The organism is Kocuria rosea (genome assembly GCF_023715525.1).
Classification (GTDB): Bacteria; Actinomycetota; Actinomycetes; order Actinomycetales; family Micrococcaceae; genus Kocuria; species Kocuria rosea_A.
In genome coordinates, this window is the sequence record NZ_JAMBOG010000022.1 from 36,811 (window position 1) to 54,976 (window position 18,166).

Below are 18,166 nucleotides of genomic sequence, written 5' to 3' on the forward strand. Positions count from 1 at the left end.
GAGAGACCCACGATGCTGCTGATCGAGTGCCCCAACTGCGGGCCGCGCGACGAGACCGAGTTCCAGTACGGCGGAGAGGCCCACGTGCCCTACCCCGAGGACCCGTCCCAGCTCTCCGACAAGGAGTGGGCCGAGTACCTCTTCTACCGCAACAACCCCAAGGGCCTGCTCGCGGAGCGCTGGGCGCACTCCGTCGGGTGCCGGCGCTGGTTCAACGTGGTGCGCGACACCGTCACGTACGAGATCAAGGCCGTCTACCGCATCGGCGAGCCCCGGCCTGCCGTGCAGACCGGTCAGCCCCAGTCCCAGCCCCAGATCGGAGGTGCCCGATGACCGCCCAGCCCAACCGCCTCTCCCCGGGTCGCGTCGACGGCAACAGCATCGACCGCGACGCCCTCGTCCGCTTCACCCTGGACGGGAGGGAGCTCACCGGATTCGCCGGGGACACCGTGGCCTCGGCGCTGCTGGCCCACGGGGTCGTCAGCTGCGGGAACTCGATGTACCTCGACCGCCCCCGCGGGATCCTGGCCGCCGGGGTGGAGGAGCCCAACGCGCTGGTGAAGGTCACCGCCCGCTCTGCGGCGGACGTGGACGAGTCCATGCTGCCGGCCACCACGGTGGAGCTCACCGACGGCCTGTCCGCCACGTACCTGCGCGGGCTGGGGCAGCTCGATCCCCGGAAGGACGAGGCCTACTACGACCACAAGCACGTCCACACCGACGTCCTCGTCGTCGGGGCCGGCCCGGCGGGGCTGACCGCCGCCCGCGAAGCGGCCCGGACCGGCGCGCGGGTCCTGCTCATGGACGAGCAGCCCCAGGCCGGCGGGTCGCTGCTGTCCGGGCGCGCCGAGGAGATCGACGGGCAGCCCGCCCTCGCGTGGGTGGGCGAGACCCTCGCGGCCCTCGACGCCGAGCCCGAGGTGACGGTGCTGAACCGCACCACGGCGTTCGGCAGCTACGACAGCAACTACGTCGTCGCCGTCCAGCGGCGCACCGACCACCTGAGCCCCGACCAGCGGGCGGCCGTCGGAGCCGGGGTCTCCCGGGAGCGGATCTGGCACGTGCGCGCGGGTCAGGTCGTGCTCGCCACCGGCGCCCACGAGCGCCCCGTCGTGTTCGCCAACAACGACCGGCCCGGGATCATGCTCGCCTCCGCGGTGCGCACCTACCTCAACCGCTACGCCGTCGCCGCCGGCAGCCGGGTGGTGGTGGCCACCACGAACGACTCCGCCTACGCCCTGGTGGAGGACCTGGCCGCCGCCGGCGTGGAGGTGGCCGCCGTGGTCGACTCCCGTCCCGAGCAGAGCGCCCGCGCCGCCCGCGCCGCCAGCACCACCGGGGTGCGGGTGCTCGCTGGCTGCGCCGTGGTCGACACCGCCGGGGACGGGGAGGGCGGGCGGCTCAGCGCCGTGACCGTCAGCGCCCTCGACGAGTCCGGGGAGCTGACCGGTCCCACCACGACCGTGGACGCCGACCTGCTCGCCGTCTCCGGCGGGTGGACCCCCGTGGTCCACCTGCACAGCCAGCGGCAGGGCCGGCTGCGCTGGGACGAGACCCTCGCCGCGTTCGTGCCCGCCCTGCCGGTGCGCGACCAGCAGACGGCCGGGGCGCTCAACGGCACCCTGGACCTGGCGGGCTGCCTCGGCGAGGGGGCGCGGGCCGGTGCCGAGGCCTCCTGCCGTGCCGGCTTCGACACCTCGGCCCAGGAGCCGAGCGCCGCCCCGCAGACGTTCGCCGCGCCCCGGCCGCTGTGGCTGGTGCCCGGTCCCGACGGTGGGTCCTCCGACTGGACCCGTCACTTCGTGGACCTCCAGCGGGACCAGACCGTGGCCGACGTGCTGCGCTCGACCGGGGCCGGGATGCGCAGCGTCGAGCACGTGAAGCGCTACACCTCGATCTCCACGGCCAACGACCAGGGCAAGACCTCCGGGGTCAACGCCATCGGTGTCATCGCCGCCGCGCTGAAGGACCCCGACGTGGGCGGGATCGGCACCACCACCTACCGGGCCCCGTACACCCCGGTGGCCTTCGCCGCCCTGGCCGGACGCCGGCGCGGGGACCTGTTCGACCCCGCGCGCCTGACGTCCATCCACCCCTGGCACCTGAGCCACGGGGCGCTGTTCGAGGACGTGGGGCAGTGGAAGCGCCCCTGGTACTACCCGCAGGAGGGCGAGGACATGGACGCCGCCGTGCTGCGCGAGTGCGCCGCCGTGCGCACGGGCGTGGGGTTCATGGACGCCACCACCCTGGGCAAGATCGAGATCCGGGGGAAGGACGCCGGGGAGTTCCTCAACAGGATCTACACCAACGCCTTCAAGAAGCTCAAGCCGGGCATGGGCCGCTACGGGGTGATGTGCACCCCCGACGGGATGGTCTTCGACGACGGCGTGACCCTGCGCCTGGACGAGGACCGCTACCTCATGACCACCACCACCGGCGGCGCCGCGAAGGTGCTGGAGTGGCTGGAGGAGTGGTCCCAGACCGAGTGGCCGGAGCTCGACGTGGTCTGCACCTCGGTCACCGAGCAGTGGTCCACCGTCGCGGTGGTCGGACCGAAGTCCCGCGCCGTGATCGCCGAGCTGGCCCCGGAGCTGGACGTGTCCAACGAGGCCTTCCCCTTCATGGCCTTCCGCGAGACGACCCTGGCCTCCGGGATCCCTGCCCGGATCGCCCGGATCTCCTTCTCCGGGGAGCTGGCCTTCGAGATCAACGTGGCCTCCTGGTACGGGCTCACGGTGTGGGAGGACGTGGCGGCGGCGGGCGCGAAGTTCGGGATCACCCCGTACGGGACCGAGACCATGCACGTGCTCCGTGCCGAGAAGGCCTTCCCCATCGTGGGCCAGGACACCGACGGCACCGTCACCCCGCAGGACCTGGGCATGGACTGGGTGGTGTCCAAGACCAAGGACTTCATCGGCAACCGCTCCTACGCCCGTCCCTCCGCCACCAGCGACGACCGCAAGCAGCTGGTGGCCGTGCTGCCCACCGACCCCGCCTTCCGCCTGCCCGAGGGCGCGCAACTGGTCAAGGCCGGCACGCCCATCACCCCGCAGGCCGCCCCGGTGCCCATGGAGGGATACGTGACCTCCAGCTACCGCAGCGCGGCCCTGGGCCGCACCTTCGCCCTGGCCCTGGTCAAGGGCGGGCGTGCTCGCATCGGCGAGACCCTCCAGGCGCCCCTCGACGGGACCCTGGTCGACGTCGTCATCGCCGAACCCGTGCTCTACGACCCCGAAGGGAACCGCCGAGATGGCTGAGCAGCTCCTCACCGACATCACCACCCTGCGCCGCAGCCCCCTGAGCCACCTCCACCAGCAGCTGGCGGACGCGGCCGTCGCGGGGGAGCGGGGCGTGTCCCTGCGCGAGATCCCCTTCCTGACCATGGTCGGGATCCGCGTCGACCCCGCCACGGCCGCCGCCGGCGCGCTGGCCGCCAAGGCCGGGGTTCCCCTGCCCGCAGGCCACGGGGCCGTCACCGGCACCCCGGGCGGCACCGCCGTCCTCTGGCAAGGACCCGACGAGTTCCTGCTCGTGGGCCCCGAGGAGCCGGCGGGTGCGGCGGCCGGGCACTCCGGTCTCCCGGGCGATCCGCGTGCCCAGGAGCTGGTCCGCGCCCTGGGCCAGGAGCCCGGCCAGGTCGTCGACCTCTCCGCGAACCGCACCACGCTGGAGCTGTCCGGGCCCTCCGCCCGAGCCGTGCTGGAGAAGGGCTGCCCGATGGACCTGCACCCCCGGGTCTTCGCCGTGGGCACCGCCGTGGCCACCACCCTCGGCCCGGTCCAGGTGGTGCTGTGGCGCACCGCGGAGCAGACCTGGCGCATCATGCCGCGGCCCTCCTTCGCCGAGTACGTCGCCCGGTGGCTGCTGGACGCCATGACCGAGTTCGCGTCCCCCGAGGTGCCCTGATGGCCCTGTCCGCCCTGGACCTGTTCTCCGTGGGGATCGGGCCCTCCTCCTCCCACACCGTGGGACCGATGCGCGCAGCCCGTCTGTTCGCCGAGGGGCTGCGCGCGGACGCACTGCTGGACTGCGTGGTCAGGGTCCGTTCCGAGCTCTACGGCTCACTCGGGGCGACCGGGTGGGGCCACGGCTCCGACAAGGCGGTCATCCTGGGCCTGCAGGGCCAGGACCCGGAGACCGTGGACACCGACACCGCCGACGACCAGGTGCAGGCGAGCACGGACCGCGGGCAGCTGTGCCTGGCCGGGACCCACCCGATCGCCTTCGACCGCTCCGGGGACGTGGTGCTGCACCGGCGCAAGTCCCTGCCCGCCCATCCCAACGGCATGACCTTCTTCGCCTACGCGGCCGACGGCGGCCTGGTGCGCGAACGCACGTACTACTCCGTGGGCGGCGGCTTCGTCGTCGACGGGGACGCAAGCGGTGCGGACCGGGTCGTGGCCGACACCACCGAGGTGGCGCACTCCTTCACCACCGGCGGTCAGCTGCTGGAGATCTGCCGCCGCGAAGGGATGAGCATTGCCGAGGTGATGGCCGCCAACGAACGCTCCTGGCGCTCCGATGCGGACACCCGGGCGGCGCTGCTGGGCATCTGGGCGGTGATGCAGCAGTGCGTGGAGAACGGGTGCACCCGCACCGAGGCCACGCTGCCCGGGGGCCTGAAGGTCAGACGCCGGGCCCCGGCCCTGCGGGCGCGGCTGCGGGCGAGCGAGGAGGTCGCGGCCGCCACGGGGAGCCCGGTCGCGGACCCGCTGCAGGCCATGGAGTGGATCAACCTCTACGCCCTGGCCGTCAACGAGGAGAACGCCTCCGGCGGCCGGATCGTCACCGCTCCGACCAACGGGGCCGCCGGCATCATCCCGGCCGTGCTGCACTACTACGCCCGCTTCGTCCCCGGCGCCGGTGAGGACGGGGTGGTGACCTTCCTGCTGACGGCGGCCGCCATCGGCATCCTCATCAAGGAGAACGCCTCCATCTCCGGGGCGGAGATGGGGTGCCAGGGCGAGGTCGGCTCGGCCTGCTCCATGGCCGCCGCCGGCCTGTGCGCGGTGCTCGGCGGGACCCCGGAGCAGGTGGAGAACGCCGCGGAGGTCGGCATGGAGCACAACCTCGGCCTGACCTGCGACCCCGTGGGCGGGCTGGTGCAGATCCCCTGCATCGAGCGCAACGCCATCGGGGCCACCAAGGCGGTCAACGCCGCCCGCCTGGCCATGCACGGGGACGGCGAGCACAAGGTCTCGCTGGACCAGGTCATCAAGACCATGCGCGAGACCGGCAACGACATGAAGATCAAATACAAGGAGACCTCCCGTGGTGGCTTGGCCGTCAACGTCATTGAGTGCTGAACAGCAGCGTCCGCAGGTCGATCAGAAGACCGCCCCCGGGGCGGCGAACGAACTCGTGCTGACCCTGGACTGCCCCGAGACCCTGGGCATCGTCCACGCGGTGAGCGGAGTGCTCGTCGACCACGGGTGCAACATCGTCGAGCTCACCCAGTTCGACGACCGCCGGCTCGGCCACTTCTTCATGCGCGTCCACGTGGCCTCGGCCACGGGGGAGGCGCTGGACCGGGAGGCTCTGCTGGCGGACCTGGCTCCGGTGGCGGAACGGTTCGGGATGCGGTGGGAGCTCAACGAGCACGGAGCCAAGCGGCGTGTGCTGGTGATGGTGTCCAAGTTCGGCCACTGCCTCAACGACCTGCTCTTCCGCGCCCGGACGGGCGAGCTGCCCGTGGAGATCGTGGCGGTGGTCTCCAACCACCGCGACCACCAGCGACTGGTGGAGTGGCACGGCATCCCGTTCTACCACCTGCCCGTCACCCCGGAGACCAAGCCGGAGGCGGAAGCCCGGCTGCTGGAGCTGGTGGATCGCCTGGAGGTGGACCTCGTGGTCCTGGCCCGGTACATGCAGGTGCTCAGTGACTCCCTGGCGACCCGCATGGAGGGGCGGGTGATCAACATCCACCACTCGTTCCTGCCCAGCTTCAAGGGCGCCAAGCCCTACCACCAGGCCTACGACCGCGGTGTGAAGACCGTGGGCGCCACCGCCCACTACGTCAACGCCGAACTCGACGAAGGGCCCATCATCGCTCAGCAGGTGGTGCAGGTCGACCACACCTACGGACCGGAGGAGCTCGTCGCCGCCGGCCGGGACACCGAGTGCAAGGCGCTGTCCAACGCCGTGAAGTGGCACTGCGAGGGACGGGTCGTCCTCCACGGGAACAAGACCGTCGTCCTGCGCTGAGAGCGCGGTCCCACCTCATCCCGTTCCGGGCGCCCCGAGGACTCCCCGAGCTCCTCGGGGCGCCCGCCCCGTCATGGTCCTCCACCGCGTGCCCCTTCCGGGGCATCCGCTTCCACGCCACCTCCCGACCGGCCGCTCCAGTTCCCAGGGGTCAGGACCGGTGATCTGCGACGACCGCTCTGCCCCGGGCCGACCCGATCCGGCTCCGTGAGGCTGCAAACACCGAGGCCGGTGCGCTGCGGAGGGTCCCGGCCGCTCGACCTCGTCGGTGCGCGCCCTCCTCCGCCGACGCGCCCGGGAAGGGCGGCAGGCAGTTCTCCCCGGAGCCGTTCCTGCGCCGCGTGGGCGACGAGGTGCTCACCTCTCCCGCACAGGGCACCGCACCGAAGGGTTCCGGTCCCGCCGCCCTGTACTCGCCGGCCGAGACCAGGGCCGTGGACCACATGATCGTGGATCTCCTGCGGAACCACCTCCCTGCGCCGGCGTGCCGCAATCCGTGGTCGCCCACCCGTCCCACGGGCGGAGCCCCGCACTGGAGTCCGGGACCGGGTGGCCGACGTCCACGGCCCCTTGCGACGCGGCCTGGACGACGGCGGTCCGATGCGGGCGACCTTCCCACCGGGCGCCTGCACCGCAGCGCCCGGGATCCGCGCGACGGAGATCATCCATTGCCTCCAACCACCAGCACGAGACGTGTGCACCCGGGCCACGGGCTGCATCAGCCCGGTGGCCGGGACGGCGCCCGATGCCGCGATCCGCACCTTCGAGCTCCCAGGCTCCCGGGTGCGGCAGGGCCTCGGAGGAGACCTCGGTCAAGGCCGCGCCCCTGCCGAAAGCCGTGGGCGCCCGGCTCGATGCCGCAACGGGTCCGGAGCGGGCGGAGGCCCGCTCGGGAGCCGTGGAGCTTGCCCGGGGAACTGCGCCGACAGCGCAGGACGGTCGGTGGGGGCACGGCTGGCAGGCCATCGACGGTCACATCGCGCCTCGAGGGTGCGCGAACGGTCCCGACCTCTGGCCCCGCAAGAATATAAGTGATATATCTGTTGGCGACAGCATGAGATCCGAGTCGACCGGGAGGAGCCTGTGATGCACAAGGTTCAGGGTGTGGTGTCCAGGGGCAAGAACCAGCCGGTGAGCGTGGAGACGATTCTGGTGCCTGATCCGGGGCCGGGGGAGGCGTTGGTGGAGGTGCTCACCTGTGGGGTGTGCCAGACCGATCACCACTACGTGGAGGGCGGGGTGGGGGACGACTTCCCGTTCCTGCTCGGTCACGAGGCCTCCGGGATCGTCGCGGCCGTGGGCGAGGGCGTGAGCGACCTCGCCGTGGGGGATGCGGTGATCCTCAACTGGCGGGCGGTGTGCGGGGCGTGCCGGGCGTGCAAGAAGGGCACCCCGTGGTACTGCTTCAACACCCACAACGCCACCACCAAGATGACCTTGGAGGACGGCACGGAGCTGACCCCGGCGCTGGGCATCGGTGCCTTCGCCGAGAAGACCCTGGTGCACGCCGGGCAGTGCACCAAGATCGACGGTGAGCTGGCCCCGGAGCAGTACGCGGCCGTGGGGCTGCTGGGGTGCGGGGTGATGGCCGGGATCGGGGCGGTGCTCAACACCGCGGCCGTGGTCCGCGGGGAGTCGGTGGCGGTGATCGGCTGCGGCGGGGTCGGTACGGCCGCGGTGGCCGGGGCGGTGCTGGCCGGGGCGACGACGATCATCGCGGTGGACCTCGACGAGGAGAAGCTGGCCACCGCGCGGGCGTTCGGGGCCACCCACACGGTGAACTCCCGCACCACCGACCCGGTGGCCGCGATCCGGGAGCTCACGGGCGGGTTCGGCGCCGATGTGGTGATCGACGCCGTCGGGATCGCCGCGACCTTCCGGCAGGGCTTCGAGGCCCGGGACCTGGCCGGGCGGTTGGTGCTGGTGGGGGTCCCGGCCCCGGGCACCAGCTGGGAGATCCCGCTGGACGAGGTCTTCGGGAGGGGCGGGGCGATCAAGTCCGCCTGGTACGGCGACACCCTCCCGTCGCGGGACTTCCCGATGCTGGTGGACCAGTACCGGCTGGGCCGGCTGGATCTGGACGGCTTCGTGTCGGAGCGGATCACCATCGACGGGGTCGAGGCGGCGTTCGAGAAGATGAAGGCCGGGAAGGTGCTGCGCTCCGTCGTGGAGCTCACTCCCGCCCCCGGTTCCACGGCCACGGCCGTGTCGGGGCGGACCGAGCCGGTGGAGGCGACCCGATGAGCGGCGGCGACGTCACCGGGGTGGACCCGGTCCCCGCCCACGACCCCGCCCCGGACGGGCAGCGTGAGCACCGGGCGGACCACGGTGCTGCTGCGGCCCTGCGCACGGACGCGGCCGGGCGGGTGCGCCTGGAGCACCTGGTGACCTCCGGGACGTTCTCCCTGGACGGGGGGACCTGGGAGGTGGAGAACAACGTGTGGATCGTCGGCGACGACCAGGCGTGCCTGGTCATCGACCCCGCCCACGACCCGGCCAAGGTGGTGGAGGCCGTCGGCGGGCGGGCGGTGGCCGCGATCCTGCTCACCCACGGCCACGACGACCACATCCGCGCCGTCAAGGAGGTCGCCGGCCAGGTGGGCGCGCCGATCCATCTGCATCCGGCCGACACGATGCTGTGGGAGCAGGTCTACCCGGCCACCGCCGTCGACGCCGAGATCGCCGACGGGGACACGTTCGAGCTCGGCGGGCTGACCCTGACCGCGGTGCACACCCCGGGGCACTCCCCGGGCTCGGTGTGCTTCACCGCCCCGGGCCTGGGAGCCCACGGGGTGGTGTTCTCCGGGGACACCCTCTTCGCCGGCGGGCCCGGGGCGACGGGGCGGTCCTACTCCGACTTCGACACGATCATCGCCTCCATCCGCGACCGGCTGCTGACCCTGCCCGGGACAACGGAGGTGCTCACCGGCCACGGGGAGCCCACCACCATCGGCGCCGAGGCGCCCCACCTGGAGGAATGGATCCACCGCGGCCACTGACCACCTTCCGGGCCGTTCTCCACGAGGGCGACCGGATCCCCATCTCAACCGACACCGCATGGGCGGACCTCAAAGGAGTGGTTCTGCATGACGTATGTTCTTCCGTTCACCGAGATCGATCTGTCCGACCTGGACCGGGTGGGGGGCAAGAACGCGTCCCTGGGGGAGCTGATCCGCAACCTCAGTGGCGCCGGGGTGCGGGTGCCGGGGGGGTTCGCCACGACGGCGGAGGCGTTCCGGGAGTTCCTGGCCGCGGACGGACTGGACGGGCGGATCGCCGAGACCCTCGAGGGCCTCGACACCGGTGATGTGGGTGCTCTGGCGGCCGCGGGGGCGCGGATCCGGTCGCTGGTCCGGGCCGCCCCGCTGCCGGTAGGGCTGGAGGGCGAGATCCGGGATGCCTATGCGCAGCTGGTCGCCTCCGAGGGTGGTGCGGAGGCGTCCTGGGCGGTGCGCTCCAGCGCCACCGCCGAGGACCTGCCCGACGCCTCCTTCGCCGGGCAGCAGGAGACGTTCCTCAACGTCCGTGGCGTGGAGAACGTCCTGGCCGCCGTCAAGGACGTCTTCGCGTCGCTGTACAACGACCGGGCCATCGCCTACCGGGTCCACCACGGGTTCGCCCACGCCGAGGTCGCCCTGTCGGCGGGGATCCAGCGGATGGTGCGCTCGGACATCGGCGCCTCGGGGGTGATGTTCACCATGGACACCGAGTCCGGGTTCACGCAGGCGGTGTTCATCACCTCCTCCTACGGGCTCGGCGAGGCGGTGGTGCAGGGGGCGGTGAACCCGGACGAGTTCTACGTGCACAAGCCCGCCCTGGCGGCCGGCCGGCCGGCGGTGCTCAAGCGCGGACTGGGGGAGAAGGCCCTGCAGATGACCTACACGGAGTCCCGGGAGCTCGGGGCGACGGTGGGCTTCGTGCCCGTGCCCGAGCAGCTGGCCCGGCGGTTCAGTCTCACCGACGCCGAGGTGGAGCAGCTGGCCCGGTACGCGGTGGCGATCGAGGCCCACTACGGCCGTCCGATGGACATCGAGTGGGGCAAGGACGGTCTCGACGGGGGCCTCTACATCCTGCAGGCCCGCCCGGAGACGGTCGTCTCCCGCCGGGCGACCGGGACCGTCTCCCGCTACCGGCTCCACGAGACGGGGGAAGTGCTGGCCGAGGGCCGGGCGATCGGCCAGCGCATCGGCGCCGGACAGGTCCGGATCCTGTCCTCGATCGACCAGATGGCCTGCTTCCAGGACGGCGACGTCCTGGTGGCGTCCATGACCGACCCCGACTGGGAGCCGATCATGAAGAAGGCCGCCGCGATCGTCACCGACCGCGGGGGGCGCACCTGCCACGCGGCCATCATCGCCCGCGAGCTGGGCATCCCCGCGGTGGTCGGGGCCGGGGACGCCACCACGGTACTGGCCGACGGGAACCCGGTGACGGTCTCGTGCGCCGAGGGAGAGGCAGGGCGGGTCTACGCCGGCCTGCTGGACTACACCGTGGAGGAGACCACCCTGGGCTCCATGCCCGAGGCGCCGCTGAAGGTGATGATGAACGTGGGCACCCCGGAGCAGGCGTTCAGCTTCGCCGCCCTGCCCCACCACGGCGTGGGCCTGGCGCGGCTGGAGTTCATCATCAACCGTCAGATCGGCATCCACCCCCTGGCGCTGCTGGCGCTCCAGCGCGGCGACCCGGCGCTGCCGGAAGCGGTGGCCGAGCAGATCCGGGAGCGGATCGGCGCCTACCCGGGCCCTCGCGAGTACTACATCCAGCGCCTGGCCGAGGGCATCGCCACGATCGCCGCGGCCTTCGCCCCTGCCCCGGTGATCATCCGGCTGTCGGACTTCAAGTCCAACGAGTACGCCAACCTGCTGGGCGGCCCGCAGTTCGAACCCGCCGAGGAGAACCCCATGCTCGGGTTCCGCGGGGCCTCCCGCTACCTGTCCCCGGCGTTCCGGGAGGCCTTCGAGCTGGAGTGCGCGGCGGTCACCCACGCGCGCACCGTGATGGGGCTGAGCAACATCAAGCTCATGGTCCCGTTCGTGCGCACCGTCGCGGAGGCCGAAGGGGTGATCGCGCTGCTGGCCGCCAACGGCCTGAAACGGGGGGTGGACGGGCTGGAGATCGTCATGATGTGCGAGCTGCCGGCCAATGCGCTGCTGGCCGATGAGTTCCTGGACCACTTCGACGGGTTCTCCATCGGTTCCAACGACCTCACCCAGCTCACCCTGGGCCTGGACCGGGACTCGGCGCTGGTGGCCGGCTCCTTCGACGAGCGCGACCCGGCGGTGAAGAGGCTGCTGGGAATGGCCATCGCCGCCTGCCGGGCTCGGGGCAAGTACGTGGGCATCTGCGGCCAGGGCCCCAGCGACCACCCCGACCTGGCTCAGTGGCTGCTGGAGCAGGGCATCGACTCGGTGTCGCTGAACCCCGACGCCGTCGTCGACACCTGGCTGTCCCTGGCCCGCACCACGCCCCACCCCGGCGTGTGATCGGCCCCGTCCTGGCGCCATGCGCGCCAGGACGGGAACACCGATCTGCAGACACGGCACGAGAGAGGCGAGCAAGGACGTGACCGAAACCTGCCCCGTGGCGTTCTTCCTGTCGGACAGCACGGGCATCACCGCTGAGACCCTGGGCAACACCTTGATCACGCAGTTCCCGGACCAGCGCTTCGAACGCCACACCGTGCCCTTCATCACCACCGTGGACCACGCGCGCCAGGTCGCGGCCCGCATCGAGGCCGTGGCGGTCACCGGGCGGGTGCCGGTGGTGTTCTCCACCGTCGTCGACCCGGACATCCGCGGCATCCTCGCCGGCAGCCGGGGGTTCTTCGTGGACCTGTTCGGAGCCCACATCCCCCAGCTCGAGGCCGCGCTGCACACCACCGCGAGCCTGCGGCCGGGCAGAGCCCACGGGCTGGGGGACACCCTGCGCTACCAGTCCCGGATGACGGCGGTCGAGTACGCCATGGAGCACGACGACGGCCAGTCCGTCCGGGCGCTGGAGCGAGCGGACCTCATCCTCATCGCCCCGTCGCGCTGCGGCAAGACCCCGACCACCATGTACCTGGCCCTGCAGCACGGCATCCGTGCCGCCAACTTCCCCCTGGTGGACGAGGACTTCGATCGCCGGTCCCTGCCGCAGCCCCTCGCACGTCTCAGGGGCAAGTGCTTCGGCCTCACCTCACAACCCCTCCGGCTCAGCCAGGTCCGCCAGGAACGACGACCCGGAACGGTCTACTCCTCCCTCGCCCAGTGCTCCTACGAACTGCGCAACGCCGAGGAGCTGTACGCCCTCAACGGCATCCCGTACCTCAACTCCGCCTTCATGTCCGTGGAGGAGATCTCAGCCACGATCCTCCAGAAGACGCAGATCGACGAGGCGGTCCAGGAAAGAAGCGGCCGCCGACCTTGAGTTCAAGAAGCGTGTGTCGTGGGCGCTCGGTCACGGATGTCGAAGCCCAGGCGCCTGCTGATGGTGGAACAGGCAGCTTTGAGGTCCTCGCACATGGCGTGCATGGCTTCCTCGGTGAAGCGGAACGCCGGGCCGGAGACGGTGACCGCAGCGACGACGGTGCCCAGGTGGTCGCGCACCGGGGCGGCGATGGCATTGAGGCCGATCTCCAGTTCCTCCAGGGCGGTGGCATGGCCCTGGGCGGCGACATCGAGCAGCTGCCGCTCCAGCCGTCGCCGGGAGGTGACCGTACGCCCGGTGAAGGCCTTGAGCCCCAGCGTCGACAGCAGGGTGGCGCGCTCTGCTGAGGGCAGGGCGGCGAGCAGGACCTTGCCGGTGGAGGTCGCGTGCACGGGAGTGAGGCTGCCGATCCAGTTGTGAGTGCCCAGAGAGGTCGGGCCGATCTCCTGGGCCACATTCACCGCGACCCCCTCCCGCAGCACGGCCAGGTTGACCGTCTCGCGATGCTCCTCGGCGAGCCGGCGCATCTCGTCGTGCGCCTCGGTCACCAGGCTCAGCCGGGCTGGGATGGCGTGGGCCAGGCGCAGGATGCCGAAGCCGAGACTGTACTTTCCTCGATCCTCGTTCTGGGTCACCAGGTCGCGCGCCTCCAGGGCGCTGAGCAGGCGCGAGGCAGTGGACTTGTGGACTCCGAGCTCCTGGGCCACCTGGACGACGCTGGCGCTGCCCAGGTGGCCCAGGAACTCCAGGGCGGTGATGGCCCGATCGACGGACTGGACGCCGCCGGGCGTCACCCCGTCCTTGACTGCCAGGTCCTCAGGAACGGACGGTGGCCGCGACGAGGAGTCTCCGGGGGCGATCATGTTCGTCATCCTACTGATGATGCACGTCCGGTCCCGCCGGTGGCCGATTCCCGCGGGCAGGACCCGTCCGGGCTCCCGGGGATGCTTTCGGGAATCCCTTGACAGCGGGTGGATCTCCGCCGGAGACTCTTCCCCAACGATGCGTTGCGCAATACGCGCCATGTTGCACCCCCAGTGCGGACCGTTGTGCCTGCCCGTGCATCCCCGTCCGAGGGGATGCACGTCCCGCGACCAGACCGAGAGCATGTCGAGAGAAGAGGCCCGAGAGTGAATGGTGGATGTCGCGGCGCAGGCCAGGCTGTCCTCCCGGTGGAGAAGTCTTGATCCTGGCCGATAGTGTGCCAGGGGAGAGGACGGATCTGCTCGGCACGGCACCTCACTTCGGTTCCGCCGAGACCCTCCGACGGCGGCGCAGGACCGAGCGGTCCACGTCGTCACTCGTGGCCGTGGCCATGGAGCGCAACAGCGCAGCGCCTGCCTCGAGCAGGGCGCCGCGCAGTGCGCAACGTGGGGTCGTGTGTCTCGGGGCAGAAATGACCGTACGACCGACGCAGTGACGCGCAGATCTCTGCGGCGTATCGACAACTCCAGATGATCACCTCGGGCCACGACAAGCGTGAGCAGTCAGTGCCCGGTCAAGAAAGGAAGATGTGATGCACAAGGTTCAGGGTGTGGTGTCCAGGGGCAAGAACCAGCCGGTGAGCGTGGAGACGATTCTGGTGCCTGATCCGGGGCCGGGGGAGGCGTTGGTGGAGGTGCTCACCTGTGGGGTGTGCCAGACCGATCACCACTACGTGGAGGGCGGGGTGGGGGACGACTTCCCGTTCCTGCTCGGTCACGAGGCCTCCGGGATCGTCGCGGCCGTGGGCGAGGGCGTGAGCGACCTCGCCGTGGGGGATGCGGTGATCCTCAACTGGCGGGCGGTGTGCGGGGCGTGCCGGGCGTGCAAGAAGGGCACCCCGTGGTACTGCTTCAACACCCACAACGCCACCACCAAGATGACCTTGGAGGACGGCACGGAGCTGACCCCGGCGCTGGGCATCGGTGCCTTCGCCGAGAAGACCCTGGTGCACGCCGGGCAGTGCACCAAGATCGACGGTGAGCTGGCCCCGGAGCAGTACGCGGCCGTGGGGCTGCTGGGGTGCGGGGTGATGGCCGGGATCGGGGCGGTGCTCAACACCGCGGCCGTGGTCCGCGGGGAGTCGGTGGCGGTGATCGGCTGCGGCGGGGTCGGTACGGCCGCGGTGGCCGGGGCGGTGCTGGCCGGGGCGACGACGATCATCGCGGTGGACCTCGACGAGGAGAAGCTGGCCACCGCGCGGGCGTTCGGGGCCACCCACACGGTGAACTCCCGCACCACCGACCCGGTGGCCGCGATCCGGGAGCTCACGGGCGGGTTCGGCGCCGATGTGGTGATCGACGCCGTCGGGATCGCCGCGACCTTCCGGCAGGGCTTCGAGGCCCGGGACCTGGCCGGGCGGTTGGTGCTGGTGGGGGTCCCGGCCCCGGGCACCAGCTGGGAGATCCCGCTGGACGAGGTCTTCGGGAGGGGCGGGGCGATCAAGTCCGCCTGGTACGGCGACACCCTCCCGTCGCGGGACTTCCCGATGCTGGTGGACCAGTACCGGCTGGGCCGGCTGGATCTGGACGGCTTCGTGTCGGAGCGGATCACCCTCGACGGGGTCGAGGCGGCGTTCGAGAAGATGAAGGCCGGGAAGGTGCTGCGCTCCGTCGTGGAGCTCACTCCCGCCCCCGGTTCCACGGCCACGGCCGTGTCGGGGCGGACCGAGCCGGTGGAGGCGACCCGATGAGCGGCGGCGACGTCACCGGGGTGGACCCGGTCCCCGCCCACGACCCCGCCCCGGACGGGCAGCGTGAGCACCGGGCGGACCACGGTGCTGCTGCGGCCCTGCGCACGGACGCGGCCGGGCGGGTGCGCCTGGAGCACCTGGTGACCTCCGGGACGTTCTCCCTGGACGGGGGGACCTGGGAGGTGGAGAACAACGTGTGGATCGTCGGCGACGACCAGGCGTGCCTGGTCATCGACCCCGCCCACGACCCGGCCAAGGTGGTGGAGGCCGTCGGCGGGCGGGCGGTGGCCGCGATCCTGCTCACCCACGGCCACGACGACCACATCCGCGCCGTCAAGGAGGTCGCCGGCCAGGTGGGCGCGCCGATCCATCTGCATCCGGCCGACACGATGCTGTGGGAGCAGGTCTACCCGGCCACCGCCGTCGACGCCGAGATCGCCGACGGGGACACGTTCGAGCTCGGCGGGCTGACCCTGACCGCGGTGCACACCCCGGGGCACTCCCCGGGCTCGGTGTGCTTCACCGCCCCGGGCCTGGGAGCCCACGGGGTGGTGTTCTCCGGGGACACCCTCTTCGCCGGCGGGCCCGGGGCGACGGGGCGGTCCTACTCCGACTTCGACACGATCATCGCCTCCATCCGCGACCGGCTGCTGACCCTGCCCGGGACAACGGAGGTGCTCACCGGCCACGGGGAGCCCACCACCATCGGCGCCGAGGCGCCCCACCTGGAGGAATGGATCCACCGCGGCCACTGACGGACCGCTTCCCTGCAGGGCCTTCGACCTCGGTCGAAGGCCCTGCAGGGACCATCAAGCTCTCAGACGCCCCTCACCCTTTGAGGCTGCCCCCGCAGGCGCATGGTAGATGCCGCCGACCGTACGACGAAGGAAAACCGTGACCGAGAACCCCATCCGCGTGGCCATTGCCGGCGTGGGCAACTGTGCGTCGTCCCTGATCCAGGGCGTGCACTTCTACGCCGACGCCGACCCCACCACCACCGTGCCCGGGCTGATGCACGTGGTGTTCGGCGACTACCACGTCTCCGACGTGCAGGTCGTGGCCGCCTTCGACGTCGACGCCGCGAAGGTCGGGGCCGATCTGTGCGAGGCGATCACCGCCGGCCAGAACAACACCCTGCTCTTCGCACCCGTTCCGCACACCGGGGTGACCGTGCAGCGCGGGCCCACCCTCGACGGGCTCGGTGCCTACTACCGCGAGGCGATCCAGGAGTCGGAGCAGGAACCGGTGGACGTGGCCGCCGCGCTGCGGGCGGCGCAGGTGGACGTGCTGGTGTCCTACCTGCCGGTGGGCTCGGAGGAGGCCGACCGCTTCTACGCCCAGGCCGCGATCGACGCCGGGGTGGCCTTCGTCAACGCCCTGCCGGTGTTCATCGCCTCCACCCAGGAGTGGGCGGGCAAGTTCGCCGAGGCCGGGGTGCCGATCGTGGGCGACGACATCAAGTCCCAGATCGGGGCCACCATCACCCACCGGGTGCTGGCGAAGCTCTTCGAGGACCGCGGCTACGTCCTGGACCGCACCTACCAGCTCAACGTGGGCGGGAACATGGACTTCATGAACATGCTCGAACGCACCCGGTTGGAGTCCAAGAAGATCTCCAAGACCCAGGCGGTGACCTCCAACGTGGTCAAGGAGCTCGGGACCAAGGACGTGCACATCGGCCCCTCGGACCACGTGCCGTGGCTGGAGGACCGCAAGTTCGCCTACGTGCGCCTGGAGGGCCACGGCTTCGGCAACGCCCCGATCTCCCTGGAGTACAAGCTGGAGGTCTGGGACTCCCCGAACTCCGCCGGGGTGATCATCGACGCGATCCGGGCGGCGAAGATCGGCCTGGACCGCGGCATCGGCGGCCCCCTGACGTCGGCCTCGGCGTACTTCATGAAGTCCCCGCACATCCAGCAGCCCGACGACCTCGCCCGGGCGAACCTCGAGGCCTTCATCCGCGGCGAGCTCGAACGCTGAGCGCCCCGGATTCGCGGAGGCCTCCCGCAGCGTACAACAGCAGCCGATCGGTCGGCCATGAGCACCCGTGAACCCGCCCTTCTGCAGAAGGAGGACCCTCGGTGACCACCGGCTTGTTCTCGGCGGCTCGGGCGTCCCGGGAAAGTTCTGCGGACGGAAGCTCTCCCGCTCCGTCCCCCGTGACATGGTTCGACGACGAGGAGTGTGCCATTTCCGCCGTGACAGGAAGTACGTGTTCGTACTGCACCGGGCCCGGGAGCGACTGAGTGACGGATCGCGATGTGCGGGCCGGAGCGAGGCCGGGTTCTGGTATGACCGTGCACTGCTGCAGGAAGGATGTGGTGAGATGAGCGTTTCCCTGGGCATTCCGCAGGTCCGTGGTGCCGAGCTGGTGCCCAGTGGTGCTGGGCGCGCGGCGGGGCTGGTGGACCGGCATGGGCGCCGGGCCACGGATCTGCGGCTGTCGGTGATCGACAAGTGCAATCTGCGCTGCACCTACTGCATGCCCGCCGCCGGGCTGCCCTGGCTGCCGGCGGCCCAGCTGATGTCCCCGGCGGAGATCACCCGGATCGTGGGCATCGCCGTGGACCTGCTGGGGGTCACCGAGCTGCGCCTGACCGGCGGCGAGCCGCTGGTGCGCCCGGACCTGGAGGAGATCGTCGCGGCGGTGGCCGCGGCCCACCCGGGACTGCCGATCTCGCTGACCACCAACGGGATCGGGCTCACCACCCGGGCCGCGGGCCTGGCGGCGGCGGGGCTGGGCCGGATCAACGTCTCCCTCGACAGCCTGGACGCGGACACCTTCGCCGCCCTGGCCCGCCGGGACCGGCTCGCCGAGGTCCTGGCGGGGGCGGAGGCCGCGGCCGCGGCCGGGCTGGTCCCGGTGAAGATCAACGCGGT

The 18,166-nt window shown here is 71.5% G+C and carries 15 protein-coding genes; 14 read left to right on the forward strand and 1 reads right to left on the reverse strand.

Annotation, left to right across the window (positions count from 1 at the left end):
- Positions 1 to 12: 12 nt before the first annotated feature.
- The 10 genes from M3185_RS13960 to M3185_RS14005 all read left to right on the forward strand — a co-directional run bounded on the left by M3185_RS13960 (position 13) and on the right by M3185_RS14005 (position 12,612).
- Positions 13 to 333: a sarcosine oxidase subunit delta gene (locus tag M3185_RS13960; RefSeq protein ID WP_251334284.1), complete on the forward strand. Its 321-nt coding sequence runs from the start codon at positions 13 to 15 to the stop codon at positions 331 to 333.
- On the forward strand, positions 330 to 3,257 hold the full coding sequence (locus tag M3185_RS13965; RefSeq protein ID WP_251334285.1) for a sarcosine oxidase subunit alpha family protein: 2,928 nt from the start codon (positions 330 to 332) through the stop codon (positions 3,255 to 3,257). The genes M3185_RS13960 and M3185_RS13965 overlap by 4 nt, the downstream gene beginning before the upstream one ends.
- Positions 3,250 to 3,906 carry a sarcosine oxidase subunit gamma gene (locus tag M3185_RS13970; protein ID WP_251334286.1) on the forward strand — a complete coding sequence of 219 codons (657 nt, stop codon included), beginning with the start codon at positions 3,250 to 3,252 and terminating at the stop codon, positions 3,904 to 3,906. The genes M3185_RS13965 and M3185_RS13970 overlap by 8 nt, the downstream gene beginning before the upstream one ends.
- On the forward strand, positions 3,906 to 5,306 hold the full coding sequence (locus tag M3185_RS13975; RefSeq protein ID WP_251334287.1) for an L-serine ammonia-lyase: 1,401 nt from the start codon (positions 3,906 to 3,908) through the stop codon (positions 5,304 to 5,306). The genes M3185_RS13970 and M3185_RS13975 overlap by 1 nt, the downstream gene beginning before the upstream one ends.
- A gap of 55 nt (positions 5,307 to 5,361) precedes the next feature.
- Positions 5,362 to 6,204 (forward strand): formyltetrahydrofolate deformylase, encoded by an 843-nt coding sequence (purU, locus tag M3185_RS13980; RefSeq protein WP_251334301.1) that lies wholly within the window; start codon positions 5,362 to 5,364, stop codon positions 6,202 to 6,204.
- Positions 6,205 to 6,696: 492 nt separating this feature from the next.
- A complete protein-coding gene (locus M3185_RS13985) occupies positions 6,697 to 7,239 on the forward strand; it encodes a chorismate-binding protein (protein WP_374238520.1) in 543 nt (180 codons plus the stop codon).
- 51 nt (positions 7,240 to 7,290) lie between these two features.
- Positions 7,291 to 8,448, forward strand: a complete 1,158-nt coding sequence (locus tag M3185_RS13990) for an S-(hydroxymethyl)mycothiol dehydrogenase (RefSeq protein WP_251334289.1) — start codon at positions 7,291 to 7,293, stop codon at positions 8,446 to 8,448.
- Positions 8,445 to 9,203 carry an MBL fold metallo-hydrolase gene (locus M3185_RS13995; RefSeq protein WP_251334290.1) on the forward strand — a complete coding sequence of 253 codons (759 nt, stop codon included), beginning with the start codon at positions 8,445 to 8,447 and terminating at the stop codon, positions 9,201 to 9,203. The genes M3185_RS13990 and M3185_RS13995 overlap by 4 nt, the downstream gene beginning before the upstream one ends.
- Positions 9,204 to 9,290: 87 nt before the next feature.
- Positions 9,291 to 11,687, forward strand: a complete 2,397-nt coding sequence (ppsA, locus tag M3185_RS14000; protein WP_251334291.1) for a phosphoenolpyruvate synthase — start codon at positions 9,291 to 9,293, stop codon at positions 11,685 to 11,687.
- A gap of 79 nt (positions 11,688 to 11,766) precedes the next feature.
- A complete protein-coding gene (locus tag M3185_RS14005) occupies positions 11,767 to 12,612 on the forward strand; it encodes a pyruvate, water dikinase regulatory protein (RefSeq protein ID WP_251334292.1) in 846 nt (281 codons plus the stop codon).
- Positions 12,613 to 12,614: 2 nt separating this feature from the next.
- On the opposite strand, the gene M3185_RS14010 is transcribed toward M3185_RS14005, so the two are convergent.
- A complete protein-coding gene (locus M3185_RS14010) occupies positions 12,615 to 13,475 on the reverse strand; it encodes an IclR family transcriptional regulator (protein WP_251334293.1) in 861 nt (286 codons plus the stop codon).
- Positions 13,476 to 14,128: 653 nt separating this feature from the next.
- Here M3185_RS14010 and M3185_RS14015 point away from each other — a divergent pair.
- From M3185_RS14015 to M3185_RS14030, 4 genes are all read left to right on the forward strand, one after another.
- Positions 14,129 to 15,286, forward strand: coding sequence for an S-(hydroxymethyl)mycothiol dehydrogenase (locus tag M3185_RS14015; RefSeq protein WP_251334294.1), 1,158 nt, complete (start codon positions 14,129 to 14,131; stop codon positions 15,284 to 15,286).
- Positions 15,283 to 16,041, forward strand: a complete 759-nt coding sequence (locus M3185_RS14020) for an MBL fold metallo-hydrolase (protein WP_251334290.1) — start codon at positions 15,283 to 15,285, stop codon at positions 16,039 to 16,041. The genes M3185_RS14015 and M3185_RS14020 overlap by 4 nt, the downstream gene beginning before the upstream one ends.
- Before the next feature lie 139 nt (positions 16,042 to 16,180).
- Positions 16,181 to 17,266 carry an inositol-3-phosphate synthase gene (locus tag M3185_RS14025; RefSeq protein WP_251334295.1) on the forward strand — a complete coding sequence of 362 codons (1,086 nt, stop codon included), beginning with the start codon at positions 16,181 to 16,183 and terminating at the stop codon, positions 17,264 to 17,266.
- 346 nt (positions 17,267 to 17,612) lie between these two features.
- Positions 17,613 to 18,166: radical SAM protein (locus M3185_RS14030; RefSeq protein WP_251334296.1), on the forward strand; the 554-nt coding region annotated here is incomplete at its 3' end.

Coding starts and splice junctions, on each gene's coding strand:
- M3185_RS13975 (WP_251334287.1), top strand. CDS start 3,906: ATGGCCCTGTCCGCCCTGGACCTGTTCTCCGTGGGGATCGGGCCCTCC.
- M3185_RS14010 (WP_251334293.1), bottom strand. CDS start 13,475: ATGATCGCCCCCGGAGACTCCTCGTCGCGGCCACCGTCCGTTCCTGAG.
- M3185_RS14020 (WP_251334290.1), top strand. CDS start 15,283: ATGAGCGGCGGCGACGTCACCGGGGTGGACCCGGTCCCCGCCCACGAC.
- M3185_RS13965 (WP_251334285.1), top strand. CDS start 330: ATGACCGCCCAGCCCAACCGCCTCTCCCCGGGTCGCGTCGACGGCAAC.
- M3185_RS14015 (WP_251334294.1), top strand. CDS start 14,129: ATGCACAAGGTTCAGGGTGTGGTGTCCAGGGGCAAGAACCAGCCGGTG.
- M3185_RS13990 (WP_251334289.1), top strand. CDS start 7,291: ATGCACAAGGTTCAGGGTGTGGTGTCCAGGGGCAAGAACCAGCCGGTG.
- ppsA (WP_251334291.1), top strand. CDS start 9,291: ATGACGTATGTTCTTCCGTTCACCGAGATCGATCTGTCCGACCTGGAC.
- M3185_RS13970 (WP_251334286.1), top strand. CDS start 3,250: ATGGCTGAGCAGCTCCTCACCGACATCACCACCCTGCGCCGCAGCCCC.
- M3185_RS13960 (WP_251334284.1), top strand. CDS start 13: ATGCTGCTGATCGAGTGCCCCAACTGCGGGCCGCGCGACGAGACCGAG.
- M3185_RS13995 (WP_251334290.1), top strand. CDS start 8,445: ATGAGCGGCGGCGACGTCACCGGGGTGGACCCGGTCCCCGCCCACGAC.